The organism is Nocardia wallacei, from assembly GCF_029868745.1.
GTDB classification, from domain to species: Bacteria; Actinomycetota; Actinomycetes; order Mycobacteriales; family Mycobacteriaceae; genus Nocardia; species Nocardia wallacei_B.
The window spans coordinates 57,744-77,423 of sequence record NZ_JARWOP010000336.1; the positions used below are offsets into that span (position 1 = coordinate 57,744).

The 19,680-nt window shown below is 69.5% G+C and carries 18 protein-coding genes; 7 read left to right on the forward strand and 11 right to left on the reverse strand.

Annotated features, from left to right (window positions below):
* Window positions 1-7: 7 nt before the first annotated feature.
* Both QH470_RS31415 and QH470_RS31420 read right to left on the reverse strand, forming a co-directional pair.
* A complete protein-coding gene (locus QH470_RS31415) occupies window positions 8-949 on the reverse strand; it encodes a MerR family transcriptional regulator (RefSeq protein ID WP_280275999.1) in 942 nt (313 codons plus the stop codon).
* Between the two features lie 52 nt (window positions 950-1,001).
* Entirely contained in the window at window positions 1,002-1,799 is a 798-nt protein-coding gene (locus tag QH470_RS31420; RefSeq protein ID WP_280276000.1) for a nuclear transport factor 2 family protein, read from the reverse strand.
* A gap of 129 nt (window positions 1,800-1,928) precedes the next feature.
* On the opposite strand from QH470_RS31420, the gene QH470_RS31425 reads away from it, so the two are divergent.
* Together QH470_RS31425 and QH470_RS31430 are read left to right on the forward strand one after the other, a co-directional pair.
* Window positions 1,929-2,243, forward strand: coding sequence for an ArsR/SmtB family transcription factor (locus QH470_RS31425; RefSeq protein ID WP_280276001.1), 315 nt, complete (start codon window positions 1,929-1,931; stop codon window positions 2,241-2,243).
* Entirely contained in the window at window positions 2,240-2,791 is a 552-nt protein-coding gene (locus tag QH470_RS31430; protein WP_280276002.1) for an SRPBCC family protein, read from the forward strand. Before QH470_RS31425 ends, QH470_RS31430 begins: the two co-directional genes overlap by 4 nt.
* Here QH470_RS31430 and QH470_RS31435 read toward each other — a convergent pair whose 3' ends face one another.
* Together QH470_RS31435 and QH470_RS31440 are read right to left on the reverse strand one after the other, a co-directional pair.
* A complete protein-coding gene (locus tag QH470_RS31435; protein WP_280276003.1) occupies window positions 2,792-3,721 on the reverse strand; it encodes a universal stress protein in 930 nt (309 codons plus the stop codon).
* Between the two features lie 57 nt (window positions 3,722-3,778).
* Window positions 3,779-4,195, reverse strand: coding sequence for a pyridoxamine 5'-phosphate oxidase family protein (locus QH470_RS31440; RefSeq protein WP_280276004.1), 417 nt, complete (start codon window positions 4,193-4,195; stop codon window positions 3,779-3,781).
* Between the two features lie 245 nt (window positions 4,196-4,440).
* On the opposite strand from QH470_RS31440, the gene QH470_RS31445 reads away from it, so the two are divergent.
* A complete protein-coding gene (locus QH470_RS31445; RefSeq protein ID WP_280276005.1) occupies window positions 4,441-5,229 on the forward strand; it encodes a sigma 54 modulation/S30EA ribosomal C-terminal domain-containing protein in 789 nt (262 codons plus the stop codon).
* A 28-nt stretch (window positions 5,230-5,257) separates the two neighbouring features.
* On the opposite strand, the gene QH470_RS31450 is transcribed toward QH470_RS31445, so the two are convergent.
* Window positions 5,258-7,027: a GAF domain-containing sensor histidine kinase gene (locus QH470_RS31450; protein ID WP_342228476.1), complete on the reverse strand. Its 1,770-nt coding sequence runs from the start codon at window positions 7,025-7,027 to the stop codon at window positions 5,258-5,260.
* A 339-nt stretch (window positions 7,028-7,366) separates the two neighbouring features.
* Here QH470_RS31450 and QH470_RS31455 point away from each other — a divergent pair, with 339 nt between their 5' ends.
* Window positions 7,367-7,819: a hypothetical protein gene (locus QH470_RS31455; protein WP_280276006.1), complete on the forward strand. Its 453-nt coding sequence runs from the start codon at window positions 7,367-7,369 to the stop codon at window positions 7,817-7,819.
* 21 nt (window positions 7,820-7,840) lie between these two features.
* Here the strand turns inward: QH470_RS31455 and QH470_RS31460 are convergent, their stop codons facing one another.
* The 3 genes from QH470_RS31460 to QH470_RS31470 form a co-directional block, all read right to left on the reverse strand.
* A complete protein-coding gene (locus tag QH470_RS31460) occupies window positions 7,841-10,336 on the reverse strand; it encodes an ATP-binding protein (RefSeq protein WP_280276007.1) in 2,496 nt (831 codons plus the stop codon).
* A 134-nt stretch (window positions 10,337-10,470) separates the two neighbouring features.
* Window positions 10,471-11,037 carry a dihydrofolate reductase family protein gene (locus QH470_RS31465; RefSeq protein ID WP_280276008.1) on the reverse strand — a complete coding sequence of 189 codons (567 nt, stop codon included), beginning with the start codon at window positions 11,035-11,037 and terminating at the stop codon, window positions 10,471-10,473.
* Window positions 11,038-11,163: 126 nt separating this feature from the next.
* Window positions 11,164-11,703, reverse strand: coding sequence for a hypothetical protein (locus QH470_RS31470; RefSeq protein ID WP_280276009.1), 540 nt, complete (start codon window positions 11,701-11,703; stop codon window positions 11,164-11,166).
* Between the two features lie 379 nt (window positions 11,704-12,082).
* On the opposite strand from QH470_RS31470, the gene QH470_RS31475 reads away from it, so the two are divergent.
* Window positions 12,083-12,991: a transglycosylase SLT domain-containing protein gene (locus tag QH470_RS31475; protein WP_280276010.1), complete on the forward strand. Its 909-nt coding sequence runs from the start codon at window positions 12,083-12,085 to the stop codon at window positions 12,989-12,991.
* Here the strand turns inward: QH470_RS31475 and QH470_RS31480 are convergent.
* Entirely contained in the window at window positions 12,988-13,719 is a 732-nt protein-coding gene (locus QH470_RS31480; RefSeq protein ID WP_280276011.1) for a MerR family transcriptional regulator, read from the reverse strand. The genes QH470_RS31475 and QH470_RS31480 overlap by 4 nt on opposite strands.
* A 134-nt stretch (window positions 13,720-13,853) precedes the next feature.
* Here QH470_RS31480 and QH470_RS31485 point away from each other — a divergent pair, with 134 nt between their 5' ends.
* A complete protein-coding gene (locus QH470_RS31485) occupies window positions 13,854-14,207 on the forward strand; it encodes a DUF1707 SHOCT-like domain-containing protein (RefSeq protein ID WP_280276012.1) in 354 nt (117 codons plus the stop codon).
* Between the two features lie 7 nt (window positions 14,208-14,214).
* Here QH470_RS31485 and QH470_RS31490 read toward each other — a convergent pair whose 3' ends face one another.
* Entirely contained in the window at window positions 14,215-16,647 is a 2,433-nt protein-coding gene (locus QH470_RS31490; RefSeq protein WP_280276013.1) for a serine/threonine-protein kinase, read from the reverse strand.
* 124 nt (window positions 16,648-16,771) lie between these two features.
* A complete protein-coding gene (locus QH470_RS31495; protein ID WP_280276014.1) occupies window positions 16,772-18,301 on the reverse strand; it encodes an amino acid permease in 1,530 nt (509 codons plus the stop codon).
* 206 nt (window positions 18,302-18,507) lie between these two features.
* On the opposite strand from QH470_RS31495, the gene QH470_RS31500 reads away from it, so the two are divergent.
* Complete coding sequence (locus QH470_RS31500; protein ID WP_280276015.1) at window positions 18,508-19,575, forward strand: SPFH domain-containing protein; 1,068 nt, start codon at window positions 18,508-18,510, stop codon at window positions 19,573-19,575.
* Window positions 19,576-19,680 lie beyond the last annotated feature (105 nt).

The window sequence follows — 19,680 nt, forward strand, 5'->3', positions numbered from 1 at the left end:
GCGGGTCTCAGCGCTTGCCGGGATGCGCGTGCAGCGCTCGACCGAACCAGGTGAACACCGGTTCGAGGTCCGGCAGCGGCGGCCAGCCGTTGACGGTGGCCACGAGCTGCCAGTACCGGGTCACGCGGGGATCGTTGGCGACCGCGAGCCGCTCGAGCACCCACCGCCGCAGTCGGTCGTCATCGGTCCGGCCGAAGGTCTCGGCGTAGCGTGCGGTCAGGGTGTCGACGATGTCGGCCGCACTCGCCGACTCCGGTGCGATATCCGCCGCGAGGGCCCGGCCGACTTCCGCGCGGACCGTCTCGGTCAGCTGGTGATGCAGGCCGGTGGTGTCGCCCTCGGCACGCTCCTTCGCTTGGTATTCGGCCATCCGCCGCACCGCTGTCCGGAAGTCGTTGTTCTGCACCAACTCCACGAGTTCCAGCCACGCCTCGACATGCTCGGGAGTCGGATCCTCCGGCAGTTCCGGCATGCTCGAGCGCAGCAGCTCCACCATGGCCGGATTGGCGTCGACCCCGCCGAAGGTGTTGTCGATGAAGTCGTGGATGAAGCGGTGCCGTTCGGCTTCCGACAGATTGACCAGTTTGTGCATCAGATTCATTTCCTGTGGGTTCGAACCCCGGGCGGCTACCGCCTGCAACACCGCGCGGCGCAACCGCAGCACGCGGACCTGCACGTCGAGGGCCGCCGCATGTGCTTCGGCGACCTCGGTCAGCGAAGTCTCGCGATCCAGGACGCGGCGAATCGTGGCCAGATCGATGTCCAGCTCACGCAGCGTCCGGACCAGCTCGAGGCGGGCCAGGGCGGCGATGTCGTAGAGGCGGTAACCGGCCGGGCTGTGACAGGTCGGCGGAACGATCCCCTTGTCGGAATAGAACCGGATCGTCTTGACCGACACACCGGTCCGCTCGGCCAGAGCACCGATCGCGAGGAGGTTCTCGTCGTCCATGCCCACCAGCTTGGCGTCTCCCCCTGCGGGAGACTCAACCCCGCGCCGCGAATTACTCACCGAGGTAGATGCGGGCGGCCTTGATCTGCCTGCTGTTGCGGGTGAGTTCGAGTTCGGCGATGCCGCGGGCGGTGGGGGTGGAGATCGTCGTGGTGATGAAACTGCCTGCGGCTATGGGGGTTTCGGGGCGGAGGCCGGTTGCCTGCCGCAGGAAGCCCTCGACGCCGAGTGGGGCGCCGCACCACAGGAGGGTGGCGTCGGGGGCGAGGGCCGCTCGGGCGGAGCTGTCGCCGCGGGAGGCGGATCGGAGGAAGGTGGTGGCGGTTCGCTTGGCCGCCGCGCCGACTCGGCGGAAGCCGCGGGCGAAACCCAGCGCGCCGCCGATGCCCTGGTTGCCGAGCAGTTGTGGCGCGAGTCTGGCCGCGGCGAGCAGGCCCGGGCCGCCCGACAGCAGGAGTTGACCGACCATGACGGGTAGTTCCCAGTGCGCGCGCAGTTCGCGGATGCGTAGTTCGCCGCCCGTCCGGGTGAGGTCGTAGCGCAGGTGCATGGGAACGCGCAGCGTCACACCGGTCGACATGGTGGTCTCGATGGCCAGGTCGCGATAGACGGTCATGCCGCACACCACGTCGTGGCCGACCCGGAACGCGATGCCGTTGGGCGCGATGAAGGTGTCGTAGAACCGCTCGATCGCGGCGGTCCCCCGGTGCGGACGCGACCCGACCGGATCCTCCACCAGCGCGTCGCGGGTGAACAACCCGACCCACGCGGCCCGGTCGTGGACGGCGACGGCCTGCGGCGACCGCTCGACGGTCGCCAGCAGCTCGGCGGCGGATGCGGTGGCAGACATGATTCCCCTTCACACATCGAAGCAGCGATCCTGCCACCAATCTATAACGCGTTCTAATTCGACGGCCGGAGAACCGCAATCCTGCATATGCCTAGACAGGTATATACTCAGAAAGGTATATTCGGCCGCGTGACAATCGACCTCTTCGCGGTGGTAGCCGAACCGCAGCGCAGGCGAATCCTCGACCTGCTCCGCACCGGCGAAGCCACCGTGGGCGAACTCGTCACGCGCCTGGACCTACCGCAGCCGACGGTGTCGAAGCATTTGAAAGTCCTGCGCGACACCGGCTTCGTCACCTGCGAAGTGGCGGCACAGAAGCGGATCTACCGCCTCGCCCCCGGCCCCTTCGAGCAGCTCGACACCTGGCTCACGCCCTACCTGCGGCTGTGGGACCGCCATCTCGATGCCTTGGGCCACCACCTCGACCGAAAGGATCGCTCATGACCACCCGCCGGTACCACCCCAGCCCTCTGCACCAGGTCGAACTCGTCGACGAGAACGGCCGCTGGTCTCTCGTGTTCACCCGGCAGTTCCCGCAGACCCGGGAGGCGGTGTGGTCCGCCCTCACCGAACCGGAGGAGTTGCGCGAGTGGGCGCCATACACCGCCGACCGCTCGCTGGCCGCGACCGGCCCGGTCACCCTGATCATGATCGACGGCGAGCACCGGCAGGAGTTGCCGGGCCAGGTCACCACCGTGACCCCGCCGGACATCCTCGAATACACCTGGGCCGGTGACGCGCTGCGCTGGGAGCTGGCGGACCACGACGGCGGCACTCGGTTGCGCCTGACCCACCGGCTCCCGGAGCGAGCGGTGGCGGCGCAGTTGGCCGCGGGCTGGCACCTGTGCCTCGACGTGGCCGCCGAACTGCTCGCGGGCAGCCCGATCGGGCCCATCGTGGGCGCCGATGCGCTCGACTACGGCTGGTCCGACCTGAATCGGCAATACTCCGACCGGCTCGGTGTCGAGGAACTCGACCCGCCTACGGCCTGACTACGAATCCCCTTCCCCAGCACCGTCTTTCGTCCGCTCCCGGACGACCACGATCGGGCAGTCCACCGACTGCACCAGGGCGGAGCTGGTGGAGCCGAGCAGCATTCCGGTGAAGCCGCCGCGGCCGTGACTGCCGACCACCACCAGTTGCGCCCGCTCGGACTGCTCCAGCAGCGCGCGAACGGGCCTGTCCTGCACGAGGATCCGGTGTATCTCGACATCCGGGTAACGCTCGGCGTACCCGGACAGCGACTCGGCCAGCACCGCGTCCTCGGTGTCGCGGATCGCGTCCCAGCCGCTGATCGACACGTCCAGCGCGGCGCTGACGTCCGTCCAGGCGTGCAACGCCACCAGACCGACCTTGCGCCGGGAGGCCTCCTCGAACGCGAGTTCCAGGGCGGGCACGCTGTTCTCGCTGCCGTCCACCCCGACCAGCACCGGCTTGCTCGCCGACACCGCATCCGTCGCCGAATGCACCACGGCGACCGGGCAATGCGCGTGCCGGGTCACCGCCGTGCTGACGGACCCCAGCAGGCCGCGCCGGAATGCCCCGAGCCCGCGACTGCCGACCGCGACCAGCCGGACCCGGCGGGAGCGATCGACCAGCACGGGAATGATCGGCTCGGTGACCACCTCGGTACTGATCGCAGGTGACTCCCCGGGCGCGGCGGCACGGGCCGAGCGGGTCGCCTCGGTCAGGATCCGCTCGGCATCGGCGTGCAGCCGGGCCAGGTCGTCCTCGCCGAGCACCGGCACCGGCCCGAACACGGCCGGTAGCGATACCGACGTGAGCAGGTGGAGCGCACAGCCGTGCAGGGCGGCGGCGACCGCCGCCCAGGCGGCCGCGTGATATGACACCGCCGACCCGTCGACCGCCGCCACGATCGGTGGGTTCTGGCCGGATTCCGAGGTGGCCGGATTGTCGGTCATCGCACTCCTCCTGTTTCGGAACGTCGCTACCTGCCCTGCCTCCATCATGTCGGGGCGCTAACAGCTCCGCTCGACGAGCCTGACACCCGTGACGATCTCGGGCTCGATCGACACCACGGTGGCCTTCTCCCCGTCGACCCACGACTGCAACAGCGATTCGTAGCGCGCGATGCGGTCGGGGTCGGTGACCGGACGCGCGAATCCCACCACCACGACCGACCAGCCGACGCGCCGCACCACATCGATCTCGTCCGCCTCGTACGCGACCACCACCGGGGAACTGCCGCCCATGGCGGTGGTCAACTGCGTCGTGAAGCGGGTCCGCAGCACCACGGCGCCGTCCTCGACGAGGTGGTTGACCGGGCGGATCGCCGGTAAAGCGTTGCGGGTGAAGACGATTCGGCCGACCGCGGCACCGGCCAGCAGTCGCATCGATTCGGCGCGGTCCAGGTGCTCCGCCGTGCTCACCGCCACCGACCCGCTTTCCGTCTCATGCTCGCGACCCCTGTGCAAATCCCATCACCGCGCCGATACGGCGATGTAGGGCCGAAGGTCCTACGAATGTGCCCGCAGGTCGGTTACCACGGGTGGTGGGCCGCGGTCCGCGACGATGTGATTACCCACACGAAGGACCTTCGGCCCTACAGCGGCGCGGAACCGGAATGCACTGTGGTGCTGCGGGAACGGGATTGGTGCCGAGCAGAAAGGAAGGTCGTGCGATGCTGCGCACGTCCGAAACGCGGCCGTCCGAGGAGTTTCCCGACGTCGCCGTCATCGTCCGCGGTGAGCTGCCGAAGCTGGAGAGCGAGCGCATCGCCGGCGCGGTCGGACGATTGCTGGCCCGCTTCCGCCTCGGCGGCGGCGCGCGGATCCGGGTCTCCGCCGCCAATTGCGGCAGCGGTCCGATGCTGGTGCAGGTGAACCTGGCGATCGCGGACCGGCCCGTCCGGATGCAGACACTGACCCGCGGCCGCGGCGACGTACTGCCCGCCGTGGTGCGGCTGGAACGTCAGATCAAGGCCGTCACCGCCACCCCGCAGCACCGCCCGTGGCCGGACCCGACCCGTCCGCCCCTCGCCGCACCGGTGCCGGGAGATCTCGTGCGCCGCAAGGCATTCGCGCTCACCACCACCGACCCGTCGACGGCCGCGGCGGCGATGGACGCCCTGGACTTCGATGCGTACCTGTTCACGCACGCGGGCACCGGCGCCGACGCCGTCGTCTATCGCGCCGCGCCGACCGGCCTGCGGCTGGCGCACCAGTACCGCACCCGGTCACCGCTGAGCGTCCGCGGTGGCGACGACTGTTCCTCGGTCTTCTCGGTGGACCAGCATCCGGCCCCGTCGCTGACCGCCGAACAGGCCGTGGACCACCTGTGCGGGCACGGCATGCCGTACCTGTTCTTCACCGACCCGGCCCGCGAACGCGGCCACCTGCTCTACCGGCGCTACGACGCCGACCTCGGTCTCGTCACCCCGGACAGCTCCTGCTTCCGCGCGGCCGGATAGGCGGTCGCCGCGGAGTGCGCGCGACGGCTCACGGGAGGGGCGCGGACCACCGCACCAGGGTGCCGGGTTGCGCGCCCGGCGTGGTGGAAAACGGTGTGACAGTGCAGCTTCCGCCCGCGCGTTCGGCGCGGCGCGCCATATTGACCAGCCCGCTCGCGGTGATGCCGTCCGGGATGCCGCGGCCGTCGTCGGCGACGGAGACGATCAGGCCGTCGCCCACGTCGATCTCGACGGTCAGCATGGTGGCGCCGGAGTGCCGGACGGCATTGCTGACCGCCTCGCGCACCACGGCCTCCGCGTCGTCGGCCAGGTCCGCGGGGACCACCGACAGCGGGCCGGTGACACGCACCGTGACATCGATGCCGGACTCGGCGGTGTGCTGCCGGACCGCCTTCTCGACCCGCTGCCGCAACCCGCCGTGCCCGACCTCGGCGACATGCAGATCGAAGATGGACGTGCGGATCTCCTGCACCACCGATTGCAGGTCGTCGACCGCCGCCGAGATCCGTTCCCGCACGTCGGTCCGGCGGCTGCGCGGCACCGTGCCCTGCAGGGCCAGCCCGACCGCGAACAATCGCTGGATCACGTGGTCGTGCAGGTCCCGGGCGATCCGATCGCGTTCGGCGAGCACGTCCAGCGCCCGCATCCGCTGCTGGGCGTCGGCGAGTTGCATCGCGAGCGCGGCCTGCGCGGCGAACGCCTCGGCCAGCTCCAGGACCTCCTCGTCGTAGGGCGTGCTGTCGGTCGGCCGGGCCGCCACCAACAGGCCCAGCGACGCCTCGGGCGTGTACAGCGGCAGCATCAGCAGCGGACCGGCGCCCACACCGACCTCGGCGCTGAGCCCCGCCGCCGCCGCGCCCTCGAACCGCAGCCCGGACCGGCCGGCGAAGGCCTCGCGGGCGGCGGTGCCCGCGAGTCGGAGACTGCCGCCGGGGTCGACGCCGCAGCCGACCGAGTACACGATGTCCAGCTCCGATGCTTCCTCCGGCGCGCGGTCCGGCTCGGCCGTCACCGCCAGGAACACCCGGTCCGACCGGGTCAGCCGCCGGACGTGGTTGACCAGGTGCGCGAACACCCGCTCCGGCGCGGTACCGGCCAGGAACTCCGTGGTCAGGTCCCGGGTGGCCGTGATCCAGGCCTGCCGGGTGCGTGCCGCCTCGTACAGCCGGGCGTTCTCGATCGCGATGCCCGCCGCCGCGGCCAGCGCCTGCACCATCACCTCGTCGTCCTCGGTGAACTGCCCGCCACCGACCTTCTCCGTCAGATACAGGTTTCCGAAGACCGCCTGCCGCACCCGCACCGGGACCCCGAGAAAACTCCGCATCGGCGGATGGTTGTCCGGGAAGCCGACCGACGCCGGATGCTCGGCCAGGCATTCGAGCCGGATCGGCTTGGGCTGATCGAAAAGCAGTCCCAGCACGCCGTGCCCGCGCGGAAGCGCGCCGATCCGCGACCGGGTGGCGTCGTCGATGCCCTCGTACACGAATCGGGACAGATCGTGGCCCGCACCGCGCACCCCGAGCGCGCCGTAGCGGGCGTCCACCAGCGTGATCGCCGTGTGCACGATGGTGCGCAGGGTCTCGTCCAGCTCGAGCCCGGCGGTGACCGCGAACATGGCCTCGACCAGCGCGTCCATCCGGTCGCGCACATCGATGATCTGGTCGATCCGCTCGCGGATCTCGGCCAGTAGCTCACGCAGCCGCAGCTGGGACAACGCGCCACGCACCGAATAGCGCCCGGATTCCGGGCCGCCGTCCGGATCAGCGGTCTCAGCCTGCTGTCGGTCGTGCGGCAGCACTGCGATTCATCCCCTCCCCGGACGCAGCCGGAGCGCGGCGACCAGGCGCCGCCGCGGCGGAACCTCACGTACTCGACCCATAACCGTCCACCGGTGATCAAGAGCCGCACTTCGGGACTCGCGTAGGCGAAAGCTGCTACTCAGTCTAGGTCAGTGCGCGGATCATGCGACGGGCCTTCGGCCAAGGACAATCGGACCGCAATCCTTCCCAATTCTGGGAGCGATCTCGCCATAGTGGACGGCTCCTCGATCTATGTATCGTTAAACAACGGCACGATAGACACGTCAACTAATGGCTCTCTCGGCCGGAGGACATTGCCGACACGAAGGATCCGCATCATGGCCACCTCGACCACCGCCCATAAATTGATCGCCGCCTCGATGATCACCGCGGCCCTCGCGATCGGCCCGGCCGCGCTGGCCCCGGCGGCCTTCGCCGCGCCCGGTGGTTCGACCTCCGGCAACAGCGACAACCACTCCGGCACTCGCACCGGCGGCACCCGAAGCAGCCACGACGCCAACGGAAACGGCAACGGCACGGGCGACGCCGGTGGCAACGGCAGCTCGTCGCGGCGGGCCGGTTACCCGAAGCACCCGGGCAACCCCGGACAGCAGGTCCGGCCCGGCCTGGCGTACAGCGTCGACGGCGCCTCGAACGCGGCGTTCGACCGCCAGTACCTCGGCTGGTTCGCGCCCCCGGAAGAGGCCGCGCCGCAGAGCACCACCGACAACGGCCTCGGCAGCCACGGCTGCGTGGCGGACGCGTCCACGAAGTGCGGCAGCGCGCGCTGAGCAGCGCGACTTCGGCAGCGGTTACGGCCGGCCCGCCGAACGGCGCGGGGCGCGGCGCGGTCGGCGTTCGGCCTCCCGCCGCACGGCCTCGGCCAGATCGACCGGGATGTGCTGGATGATCTCCTTGCGGGACGGGGTGCTCAATTTCTGCCGGATGCTGGCTACCTGAGCGTCGACGGTGCGCACCGAACTGCGGCGCTCGGCCGCGATCGCGCTGTTGGACCACCCGGCCGCGGCGAACACGGCCACCGCCCGCTCGGCGCGCGACAGCGTGTCCCACCGCGCGGGCGGCGACACGGGCTCGGCCCCATCGGACGCCGGGTGGGCGGGCGCGCGATCGAGCACGTACCGCCGCAGCGTCTCGAATTCCGGTGTGACAGCGGCACCTTCGTCGCGGGCCGCCGCATACGCCCGTTCCCCGAGCACCACCGCCGACAGGTCCGCCGCCCGCTGCAGTTCGGTGGTGATCAGCGGAACCGTCTCGATCACCGTGCCCGTCGCGCGGACGCAGGCTCGGAAAGCTCCCACCAGCCGGGCCATCTCGGTGGCCGCGGCCACGCGCACGGTCTCGTCGCCGGCCACCGACGCCTCCAGCACCATGCGCCCCGCGACCATGATCCGGGCGCCGATCGCCCAACTCACCGTCCAGACGTCCCCGTCGATGAGGTGATCGGTCAGGACGCTGCGGGACATCGCCGCGGACTCGCCGAGATCGCCGTGCGTGACCAGGGCGACCGCGCGGGCCAGCCGGGCCCACCCCCGCGACAACAGCGAGCCGCTCGCCGTCGAACGTTCGAGGATGCGCGCGGTGGTATCCAGCGCCACCTGCCGCTCCCCCACGAAAGCCGCTGCCAGCGCGACGAATACGCCGCTGAGTTCCTCCCCGACCAGGTCGCCCGCGTCCGCGCCCTTGCGGCGGGCCCGCTCCAGCACCGCGATGGCGCGCGGATCGGCGTGCACCAGCATCAGTTCCAGCCCGCGGATCCATTCCACCGGCGCGGGTAGTCCGAGATCCTCCTCGGCGGTGTCGCGCCAGGTGGGGACGGCCGCGGCCGGGAGACAGGTGGCCGCGCACTCGTCGAGCAGGCGCGCGGCGTCGTCGATCCGCCCCTGCCACATGGCGACCCACGCGAGCAGGGCCATCGCCCGCACGCGCAGGTCGTCCGGGCGCGGGTCGGCCGCACGGGTCGCCTCGACCGCGAGGGCGGTGAGCCGGGTGAAGGCCGGGCCGCCGTGCGTGGCGAACGGAATCCACATCGACAGCAGCCCGGCCGCCGTCTCCAGCGCCACCACCGCCTCGGCCGGTGTCGACAGGCCCGTCTCGATCGCGAGCAGGATGTTGTCCCAGCCCGAATGCACCCGATCGTGCCGATCCTGCGCCTCGGGCGTGTTCCAGATGGATTGTCCCGCAACGACTTTGTCCCGGAAGTAGCGTCGGTGCCGGGCCGCGGTCGCGGCGGCGCACGCGCGGCCGCGCAGGCGGTCGTAGGCGAACACCCGCACGCTCTCCACCAGGTACCACCGCACCGTCGTGGCGGTGTGGTGTTCGGACAGCAGCGATCGCTCGGCCAGCTGTTCCAGCAGCGGTTCGATGGTGTCGGCCGGCAGGGTCTCGTCGGCGCACACCGCCAGCACCGCGTCGAGTTCGATGCCGTTGCGCAGCGACCGCTCGTCGTCGGTCTCGCACCCGGCGGCGAAGACGGACAGCCGCTCGAGCAAGCGCTGTTCCGCGGGTCCGCACAGCTCGTAGGACCACGCGATCACGTCGTAGACGCCGCGATGGCGCAGATCGGCGCCGGCGCGGGCGCCGTGGCGCCACTGCAGGCGCTTGTCGTCGGCGTCGCCGGTGAGTTCGCGCAGCACCATGCCGGGCGGGCGCTGCCGTAGCCGGGCCGCGGCCAGCCGGATGAACAGCGGGTTGTGGTCGACGTGGCGGCAGATCTGCCCGGCGATGTGCAGCCGGGCGGGATCGTCGCCGATCGGCCGCCCGGTCAGCTCGGCGCGACGGCGGAACAGCGCGATCGAGTGCGCGGCCGAGAGCGGGGGCACCGGCACGATGTGCTCGTCGACCCACCCGATCGGCTCCCGGCTGGTGGCCAGGATCGTCAGCTCCGGCGCCTGCCGCAGCAGGTCGGCGACGATGCCGCCGACCGCGGCCAGCACATGCTCACAATTGTCCAGTACCAGCACTTTTCGGGCCGGCTCGGCCGCTGCGTCCGGCTGCGGCTCGCGGGTGGGCCGGCCCGCGGCATCGACGCGGATCGCGGACCGGATCAGATCTTCGGTCACCGATTCGGGACCCAGTTCGGCGAGACCGACCCAATGCACGGGACCGGGCACGCCGCGCAGCACCTCGGCCGCGAGCCTGGTCTTGCCGATACCGCCGGGGCCGATCAGTGTGACCAGCCGCGCGCCGCCGTCCAGCAGCGATCGCACACGCTCGACATCGGCCTGCCGGCCGACGAATTCGCTGGTGGTAGCTGGGAGGACCGTGCCAGGTACCGGTACCACAGACATAATGAAGAAAACTTAACCTACTCGGCTCGGGCTCGTCGCGGCTTTTCGGTTCATCCGTACCAGGTCACGCTCGTGACCGAGGCTGCGCCCCTGCGGTTTTGGGGCCGCTCAGCGCGCCCCGGCGCCTCGGGCCGTCACGGTACGGGAGCCGATTGCTGGTAATGCACCTGCACGACCGCGCTGTCGAAGGTCATCACGTCGACCAGATGCAGTCCGGCCCGGTCCAGCGCCGACGGGAACAGCGGGATGCCGCCCCCGAGCAGCAGCGGGTGCACGAACAGCCGGTACTCGTCGATCAGGTCGTGCTCCATGAACAGCGTGGCGGTCTGGAGACCGCCGAACAGCACCATGTCGCAGTCCGGCCGCGCTCGCAGCGCCGCGACCTCCTCGACGACCGAGTCGGCCACGACGCGGGTGTCCCACCCCGCCGCGCGCAGGGTGCGGGAGAAGACGAGCTTCGGTGTGGTCTTCCAGCAGCGCGCGAAATCCACGTAGAACGGCGAGATCGCCGGATCCGCGTCCGCTGTGGGCCAGAACGACGTCATGATCTCGAATGTCTTGCGCCCGTAGAGAAACAGATCGGCCGCCCGCAGCTCGTCGAGGAACGAGGCGCACAATTCCTCGTCCACCACCGGCCAGTGAATCTGCTGGTCGGGGCCCTCCGCGAAACCGTCGAGTGACATCTGCATCCAGAGCGTCACGCTTCCCATCACATACCCATCTGCGCGTCGGTGCGAATGTGGGATTTTGGGCACAATCACAGTCGACGCGCATCGGTAGTTCTGGATGGAATATACCTAAGTAGGTTTATTCCGGTCGGTCCGGATTCAGAGGAGCGAACCTTCCGAACAGGAACCCGACGAGCGCCACGTCGCCTCCGGACGCGCCCCGTCGAACCGCCACTGCGACACCGGACCGGCTGCGCGCCAATACAATCCGCCGCCCACCGGCACCGCCTCATAGACGTCCTCGGCACCCTCGATCAGCTGTTGGCCGACACAGTAGTCGGTGTAGGAGGTGCCGGGCTGACGCGCACCGGGGCTGAACCGGCCCGCGGGATTGGCCGCGGCGCCCGGGTTGTCGACCGTGCTCCACTGGTTCGCAATGCCGCCGCGGTTCCACCGCGCGGTACCCAGCAGATCGGTCCCGCAGGTGAACGTCCAGCCGCCCGCGTACACGGTTTCGCCCTGGGGATACGCGGCGCCCGCCCACAGGCACGGCGCGCCGGGCAGCTGGGCGGTGGCCGTAGCCGGCACCCCCAGCCCCACACCCGCGGCGATCACCGCGGCCGCGGCGGCCGCGACGCGGAGCCGAACGGTACGGCCAGGTGCCGCGGGGGCACTGCTCAGTTCATTGGTGGTGGTCATCGGCGTGGTCTCCATTCGCCCGTATCCGTTGTCGACGTCCATCCATCGACACACGAACCAATGTACCGTTATTTAGCGGCACATAGCTTCGGGCGCGTTGCCACCAGTGGGAACATCAGGCGGAACGAAGGAGAGCCTCGGGCGGGATCCGTTCCCATCCGCGGGAAGTGTGGCGGCGGCCGGCCGGACAACTCCGTTTATGCTGCGAGGGCACCACCGATCAGGCGTCGGCGGACGAAATCATCCAGTACTGGAACGAATTACGGAGAACACGCCATGGCGCGGCGGAAGGTGAGCGATGCCTCCTAAAGAGATTACGCTGACGCCGCCAGCCGACGCTCCAGTGCTGGCCTCCTATACCTCACATACCCAGACGGTATTGAACAAGTTGCTGAAGGCACTCGGCGACGGCACGGCGGATACGATCACCGTCCAGAAACTCGACGACCTCGACCGGGCCGACGAGGACATCAGCGGCGAGATGGCCACGCAGCTCGATCGCGAGCAGGGTAAGAAGCAGGACTATCTCACCCGCCTCAACGACCTGGACACCAATATCGCCGATATCGCGAAGAAATCCGCCGGTGTCTCGAATACCGCGGTCAGCGAGGTCGAAGAACTCGGCACCGAGGTCCAGGGAATCCTCGACGCGGTACCCGACAAGCCCGACCTGCCTCGGCAGTTTCTCGCGATCGGCGCCATCGACAAGGCCGTCGGCGACAGCGAGCAGTCGGTGACGAACGCCCACCAGTGGCTGACCGAGCAATCGGCCAATATCCCCGGATACGACGGACCCGGCAGTGGTCCGGTGTCCACTCCCCGAGTGCCGCACAACAGCTCCGGTGGCTACGACAGCAACTACACCGACCGGGTGAGCAGCGTATCGGGCAGCACCGCTCGGAACGTACTCAGCGAAGATCAGGTGCGGGCGCACATCAAGGAAGCTCTGAAGGCCCTCGGAATCACCGATCCGGTCGCGATCGAGAATTGGACGAGGGGTTATATGACCCTCATCGAACGCGAATCGGGCTTCAATGCCGGCGCGATAAATCTCAACGATTCGAATGCCGCGGCCGGCCATCCCTCCCAGGGCCTGACGCAGACCATTCCCTCGACTTTCGAGGCGTATCACGTGGCGGGCACATCGAATGTCATCACCGATCCCACCGCCAATATCGCGGCCAGTATGAACTATGTGATGCAGAGGTACGACGTCTCGCGGGACGGCTCGAACCTGGCCGCCAATGTGCAGCAGGCCAACGCGAGCGCCTCGCCGCGGGGCTACTAGGCGCCGGGCAACACCTCGGCCAGTTCGCTGTCCTGATCCAGATACTGCGACACCGACCGGCTGATGAATTCCCCCGCCGCCTGTTCCGGGCATACGCGCGTGGCCGACAATCCCGACACCAGTTTCGCCAGATCCGTCGTGCCGCCCTCGGACCGGCGGAAGTCGGCCCAGGAGGTCCGCTCGAACAGGTCGACGAACCGGCGCGCGATGCGCTCGCAGTCCGACCGCAAGCGCTCCAGCTCATCGATGACGGCCTCGTCGGAGACGCCGGCCGCGGCGAATCGCTCGGCGACATCGAGCAGCTTGTGATTGCTGACGCGGTAGGTCTCGGCGTCGACCGGTTCGTACACACCCAGCGCGACCACCCTGGACAGCCCCTGCGGCACATCGCGGTAGCGCCGCGCGAGTTCGGTCGCGGTGAGCGTCTCGCCCGCCGGCTCCTCCGGGACCGGCCCCGCGCCCTCGCCGACGCCGAGGATGTCGCCGAGATCGTCGCCACGGTCCCAGGCCTCCAGCAACTCCTTGATGCCGTTGAGTTTGATCCCCCGATTCAACAGCCGACTGATCACCCGGACCCGGTTCAGATGGTCCGGTCCGTAGAAGCCCGTCCTGCCCTTCACCTGGGGCGGCGGCAGCACTCCCCGCTCGTGATACACCCGCAGGCTGCGCACGGTCGTACCGGCGGCACGCGCCAGCTCATCGATCGTGTACTCGGTACCGGCTGTCATACCTCAAGGAAACCACACCGAAACAGGGCAGAGCGTCTCAGCTGGTGGCGGCGATCACCATCCTCGGGATTTCTTCCCGGCGATGGTTATTCGGATAATTCGGGAGAAAACAACTCCGAGCTATCCTGCACGGCATGACAGAAATTCCGGATTCACGGCTCATGGCGGCCGACCGGGAACGCGCGCTACGGGAACTGTCCGATCAGCTCGGTTCGGGGCGGCTGTCCCTGACGGAATACGACGAACGCAGCGCGATCGCGGCGTCCGCCACCACCAAGGCGGAACTGGCCGAACTGTTCATCGATCTGCCCGTGGCGGCACAGGCCCCGCCCCCGCCCGGCGACACCACCATTCCCAGAATGGCGACCCTCGCGCTCGTCGCGGTGGTGTTCGCCTTCGTCTGCGCCTTCGTCACGGGCAACTGGTGGTGGCTGCTGCTGCTCGCCGCGCTGCCGGTGATCGTCGTGACCGGGCTGCGCTCGCGCTGACGACCGGCTACCACCGTGTCCGCGGCCGCACCTGATTGGCCAGATCGACCAGGCGGTAGCGGTGCATGCGGTCCGCCGCGGTACGGGCCAGATCCCGCAGGCACGATTCGACGCCGCGCCGCAATCCCGGCACGGTGAGCGGGAATCCGAGCAGTTCCGCGTCGGGCACCCGCGGCCGCCCGCCCGCGCGCAGCCATTCCAGCGCGGCCCCGACCACCACGACGCGCAGTTGCAGCGCGCGGGGCGCGTCGGGCACATCCTCGAGCCGCGCCGCGGCCTCGGCCAGATCCTGTTCGGTCACATCGGCGACCGGTCGCGACACCAGCAGCAGGGAGCCGGTCAGATGGGCCACGCTGTGGTGGCGGGATTCGGCGGGGACCTCGTCGAGCACGGCGACGGCCTCGGTGATCTCGCCGTCGGCGGCCAACCGGCGGGCCAGCCCGAACGCCGCGCTCACCACGCCGTGGTTGGTGCGCCACACCCGCCGGTAGTAGTCGGCGGCCGCGCGATGCCAGAACTCGACATCGCCGGACTCGCTCAGATGCTGGAGCACGAGTTCGGCGGTGGCGGCGAGGGCCAGAGCCGGAGCGATCTCGCCGGGCAGCATCGAGTGCACCGCGTCGAAACTGCTGTAGGCGCGCTCGAAACGACTGTCGAGCAGCGCCGCGACACCGGCGTACCACTCCAGCCGCCAGTCCGCCTCGTACCGCGGCCGCAGATCCGCGAGCAGCCGTAGCGCGGGCACGATCTCGCCGAGTTCGAGATGCGCGCGCACCGCGGTGAGCGTGCCCTCCAGCTGGAACGACGCGGGCTCGGCGATAGTGCCGGCGGCGATCCGATCACGGGTGCGCCGCAGGGTTTCCAGCGCGTGCTGCGGCTCGCCGTGCAAAAGGGTGGACAGCAGGTCGGCGCTGGGGTCCTCGCTGTCGATGAGCGGCACCGGCAGCGCCGCGCAGACCCGCCCGGCGTCCAGCGTGGGCATCCGCTCGGTGCCGTCGATCATGCCGTCGGTCTGGCCGATCACCGTGTCGATACCGAAATCCCCACGCAGCGAACCGAATTCGACGGAGGCCTGGGGGTGTTCGCGGCCGGTCTCGCAGGCCATCACCATCCGCAGCACGCCGGTGAGCTGACAGTACATGGAGTAGGTGGAGGGGAACCGGCGCTGCGGATCGGGATCGGTCGCGCGGCCGAGCAACCGGTACAGGGCCGGATGCGCGGCCAGCAGCGGGTCGTCCTCCGGCGTGGGGATTCCGGGCAGGAAGTGCCCACCCTTGTCCCGCGGCAGGTCCAGTACCAGCGCGGCGAGCGTGCGGCCGACGGTGTAGATGTCGGAGACGACCGTCGGGCCGGTGTCGGTGATCTCGGGCGCCTGGTAGCCGGGGGTCCCGTAGATGCTGCCGTAGGACTCCATGGCCGCGACCGCGCCCAGGTCGATGAGCTTGACCTCGTCCTCGCTCACCATGATGTTGTCCGGCTTGAGGTCGTTGTAGGACAGCCCGAACGAGTGCAGATAGTCCAGCGCCGGAAGCACTTCCATGATGTAGGCGATGGCCTCGGCGATCGGTATCCGGTCGGGCGCGCGCTCGTCGAGCACCTTCTTCAGCGACTGCCCGCCGACGTACTCCATGACGATGTAGCCGTCCTCGACGTCGCGCCGGGACTTGTGCTTCACGAAATTGTGGATCTTGACGATGCCCGGATAGGCCACCTCGGACAGGAATTGCCGTTCCGCGAGCGCCACCACGTGCGCCTCGAAATCGAGCGGATTCTGCAGGCCCTTGAGCACCACCCAGCGGTCACTGACATTGCGGTCGACGGCCAGGTAGATCCAGCCCAGCCCGCCGTGCGCCAGGCAACCCTGCACCTCGTACTGCCCGGCCACCAGTTCGCCCGCCTCGAGCTGCGGCCGGAAGTTGAACGGCGAGTTGCACTTCCCGCACACGCCCGCCACCGCGCCGGGCTCGCCGTCGGCGGACCGGCCCACCGGGGCCTCGCACTTCCAGCAGAATCGCTTGACCTCGGCGACCTCCGGGGTGGCCAGCACGGCCGACCGCGGGTCCACCGAGGCCACCTTGGGCATCTCCACCATGCCCTCGCCGAGGCGGCGGGGGCTGGGGCGCGAGCGGGCGCTGCGGCCGGATCCGGACTCGGCCTCGGCCAGCAGCCGCAATTCCGCCTCGGTCGCGGACAGTTCCTCGCCGGCCGTGTCGAGGCCGTCGTCCGCCGTGACTCGTTTGGTGCCGCGCGAGAACAGTTGCGCCGGTTCGGTTCCCGACACCAGCTTGCCGGTCTGCGGACCACCGAAGCGCTGCGCCGGATCGACGGGCCGCCCGGCGGACCAGGGGTGTGCCTGGACCGGAATCTCCGTGCCCCGCATGCGCCGGTTGGCCCACGGGTGCGGCAACGGATGGTCGGACGTCCCGGACCGTTCCGACATGAGGAGCCTCCCGAACCCGCGGATGAATCGCGCCCTCATTCTGGTCCGCCGTACGCTACGGGTGACATAGACCATTCCCCTCGGTGGGAAGAGGATCGCCCCGGCCGACGGGGCGATCATCGAGCTATTCGGTGTCCGGCTTCTCGGCCGCCGGGGTGGCCTCCGCGGCCTCGTTCTGCAGGGGTCGCTCGGCCAGTACCGGGAACTGACCGGTGTAGCCCTGCCGTTCCTCGGCAACCCGCAGCACCCGCCGCCGTGCCAGGAACCAGCCGGCGACCAGGCCCGGCAGCATGACGCACAGCATGGCCAGCACCGCGCCGCGCTGCACGTCGTCCTCGCTGGTGGCCATCAGCACCACCACGGCGGCGAGGAAGATCAGCGTCGCGATGGAGGTGTAGGGCGCGCCGATCAGCCGGAAGGCGGGCCGCTCCACCCGCCCGGCGCGCGACCAGCGCCACAGCTGCAGCTGGCACAGCACGATCGCCGTCCACGCGGTGATGGTGCCGAGCGCCGACATGTTCAGCACGATCTCGAACGCCTTGTCCGGCACCACCGCGTTGAGCCCGACCCCGATGAGCGCGATCGCGCCGGTGGCGAGGATGCCGACATACGGCACACCCGAACTCGACATCCGCGACGCGATCGCCGGGGCGCTGCCGTTCATCGACATCGACCGCAGAATCCGGCCGGTGGAGTACAGCCCGGCATTGAGGCTGGAGAAGGCCGCGGTCAGCACCACCAGGTTCATGGTCGAACCCGCGCCGCCGACGCCCAGCTTGTCGAAGAAGGTGACGAAGGGGCTCTCCCCCGAGGTGAACGAGGTGTAGGGCAGCAGCAGCCCGAGCAGCACCAGCGAGCCGACGTAGAACAGCGCGATGCGGGCGATGACCGAGTTGATCGCGCGCGGCATGATCTTCTCGGGATTCTCCGCCTCACCGGCCGCCGTGCCGACCAATTCGACCGCGGCGTAGGCGAATACGACGCCGGTGGTGACCGTGATGAGCGGTAGCAGCCCCGTCGGGAACAGACCGCCGTGCTCCGCGATCACCGCCGGGCCGGTGGGCTCGCCGTCCACGGTGAACCGACCGGCCAGGAAGACCGAGCCGACGATCAGGAAGGCCACCAGCGCGACGACCTTGATCAGCGCCGCCCAGAATTCCAGCTCACCGAACCAGCGCACCGAGATCAGATTGATGCCGACCACGATCGCCAGCGCGATCAGGGCGATCGCCCACTGCGGGATACTGCGGGTGCCTCCCCAATAATGGACATACGTGGCGATGGCCGTGATGTCTACGATCCCGGTCATACACCAGTGAAAGAAGTACATCCAGCCGACACCGAAGGCCAGCTTCTCACCGTAGAACTCGCGGGCATAGGAGACGAACGATCCCGAGGAGGGCCGATGCAGCACCAGCTCGCCGAGCGCCCGCAGGATGAAGAAGACGAAGATCCCGCAGACCGCGTACACCAGGAAAAGGCCCGGTCCCGCCGTGTGCAGCCGACCGGCCGCGCCGAGGAACAGCCCGGTGCCGATGGCCCCGCCGATGGCGATCATCTGCAGCTGACGCGGTCGCAGCGCCTTGTGGTAGCCCGCGTCCTCGGCATGCAGCGCGTCGGCCGGCGTCTCGGCGGACGGTCGAACTGTGGTCATCGTGAGGCCTTTCGGGTGACGCCCGTCATACCGACGTTAATGTACCGTCAACCAACGGCACTATCAATAAGGAGACACCGTTCCGGGCATATCGCAATGTGTCTGAAACACAAGGGATCCGGTGCCGCGTCACCCCTGGTCGCCACATTGAGCGGACCGTCACACAGCGGTACGCTGGCTATTGAATCGCCTGATGGAGCGTAGTTATGGCATGGTTCGAACGGGAGTTCATCGCGGTCCCCGAGGACCGCAAGAACCAAATGGTCTACAAGTGGCCGGACGTCAATATCCGGCGCTTCACCCGGGCGATCGTCAACGCCGACGAGGTCGCGCTGTTCGTCCGGACCGGTCAGGTCGTCGCGGCGCTCGGGCCCGGCCGCCATCGGATCGACGCGCAGGAACTGCCGGTCCTCGGCAGCCTGGTCGACACCCTCAGCGGCGGCAATTTCTATCGCGCGGAGCTGTACTTCATCTCCACCCGCGAATTCTCCGGCGTCAAATTCGGTGGGCGGCTGGCGGATATCGTGGACCCGGTCAGCGAGCAGGTCGTCACGCTGCGGGCCTTCGGTGAATTCGCCCTGACCGTGCGCGATCCCGCGGAACTGATCACCTCGCTGGCGGGCACCGCCGATCTGGCCAGTCCGTCGGGCGTGCAGTCCTGGAGTTCGGACCTGCTCCTCAAGGCGATGAAGGTGGCTGTCACCCAAGGGATTTCGAGCGGCGAGTGGCCGATCCTCGGACTGTCCGGGCATCTGCGGCCGATCGAGGACGCGGTGGTGCGGCAGACCAATCTCACCCTGTACGAGTACGGCCTGCGCATCGCGCGAATGGGGAACTTCGACATCACCCTCGCCCCCGAGGACGCCGACCGGCTCAAGCGGCTGGCCAAGGACATCACCTACATCCGGCTGACGGGCGACTTCCAGCGGTACGCGGCCGGTGAACTGGCGCTGGGCGCGAGCGCGGGACTGTCCCGTCCCGGCGGCGACACCGGTGCCGGGATGCTCGGTGCGGCCCTGGGCCTCAACGCGATTCAGGCGCACACCAACGGTCAGCCGCAGCCCGCGCCGCCGCACTCGGCTGCTCCGGGCGACGCGGCGGGCCAGATCGCCTGTGCCGCATGCCATACCGCCAACCCCGCGCACGCCCGGTTCTGCATGAATTGCGGCGGGCAGCTCGCGCGGCAACGGTTCTGCGGGGGTTGCGGCGCCGAAATGCCCGCGGCGGCGCAAGTCTGCACCTCCTGCGGCACCCCGGCCGCCGCGGACGGCTGAGGCCCCGGCCGGGTGTTGGGGGGGGGGGGCAGCGGGTTTGGGGGGGGGGGGGGGGGGGGGGGGGGGGGGGGGGGGGGCCGGGGGGGGCGCGGGCAGAGCGGGCCC

Bases quoted from the DNA above. Each gene is read 5' to 3' on its own strand.
- QH470_RS31445 (WP_280276005.1), top strand. From the start codon at position 4,441: ATGCTGCGCACGTCCGAAACGCGGCCGTCCGAGGAGTTTCCCGACGTC.
- QH470_RS31485 (WP_280276012.1), top strand. From the start codon at position 13,854: ATGACAGAAATTCCGGATTCACGGCTCATGGCGGCCGACCGGGAACGC.
- QH470_RS31435 (WP_280276003.1), bottom strand. From the start codon at position 3,721: ATGACCGACAATCCGGCCACCTCGGAATCCGGCCAGAACCCACCGATC.
- QH470_RS31420 (WP_280276000.1), bottom strand. From the start codon at position 1,799: ATGTCTGCCACCGCATCCGCCGCCGAGCTGCTGGCGACCGTCGAGCGG.
- QH470_RS31415 (WP_280275999.1), bottom strand. From the start codon at position 949: ATGGACGACGAGAACCTCCTCGCGATCGGTGCTCTGGCCGAGCGGACC.
- QH470_RS31455 (WP_280276006.1), top strand. From the start codon at position 7,367: ATGGCCACCTCGACCACCGCCCATAAATTGATCGCCGCCTCGATGATC.
- QH470_RS31470 (WP_280276009.1), bottom strand. From the start codon at position 11,703: ATGACCACCACCAATGAACTGAGCAGTGCCCCCGCGGCACCTGGCCGT.
- QH470_RS31500 (WP_280276015.1), top strand. From the start codon at position 18,508: ATGGCATGGTTCGAACGGGAGTTCATCGCGGTCCCCGAGGACCGCAAG.
- QH470_RS31480 (WP_280276011.1), bottom strand. From the start codon at position 13,719: ATGACAGCCGGTACCGAGTACACGATCGATGAGCTGGCGCGTGCCGCC.
- QH470_RS31460 (WP_280276007.1), bottom strand. From the start codon at position 10,336: ATGTCTGTGGTACCGGTACCTGGCACGGTCCTCCCAGCTACCACCAGC.
- QH470_RS31490 (WP_280276013.1), bottom strand. From the start codon at position 16,647: ATGTCGGAACGGTCCGGGACGTCCGACCATCCGTTGCCGCACCCGTGG.
- QH470_RS31495 (WP_280276014.1), bottom strand. From the start codon at position 18,301: ATGACCACAGTTCGACCGTCCGCCGAGACGCCGGCCGACGCGCTGCAT.
- QH470_RS31430 (WP_280276002.1), top strand. From the start codon at position 2,240: ATGACCACCCGCCGGTACCACCCCAGCCCTCTGCACCAGGTCGAACTC.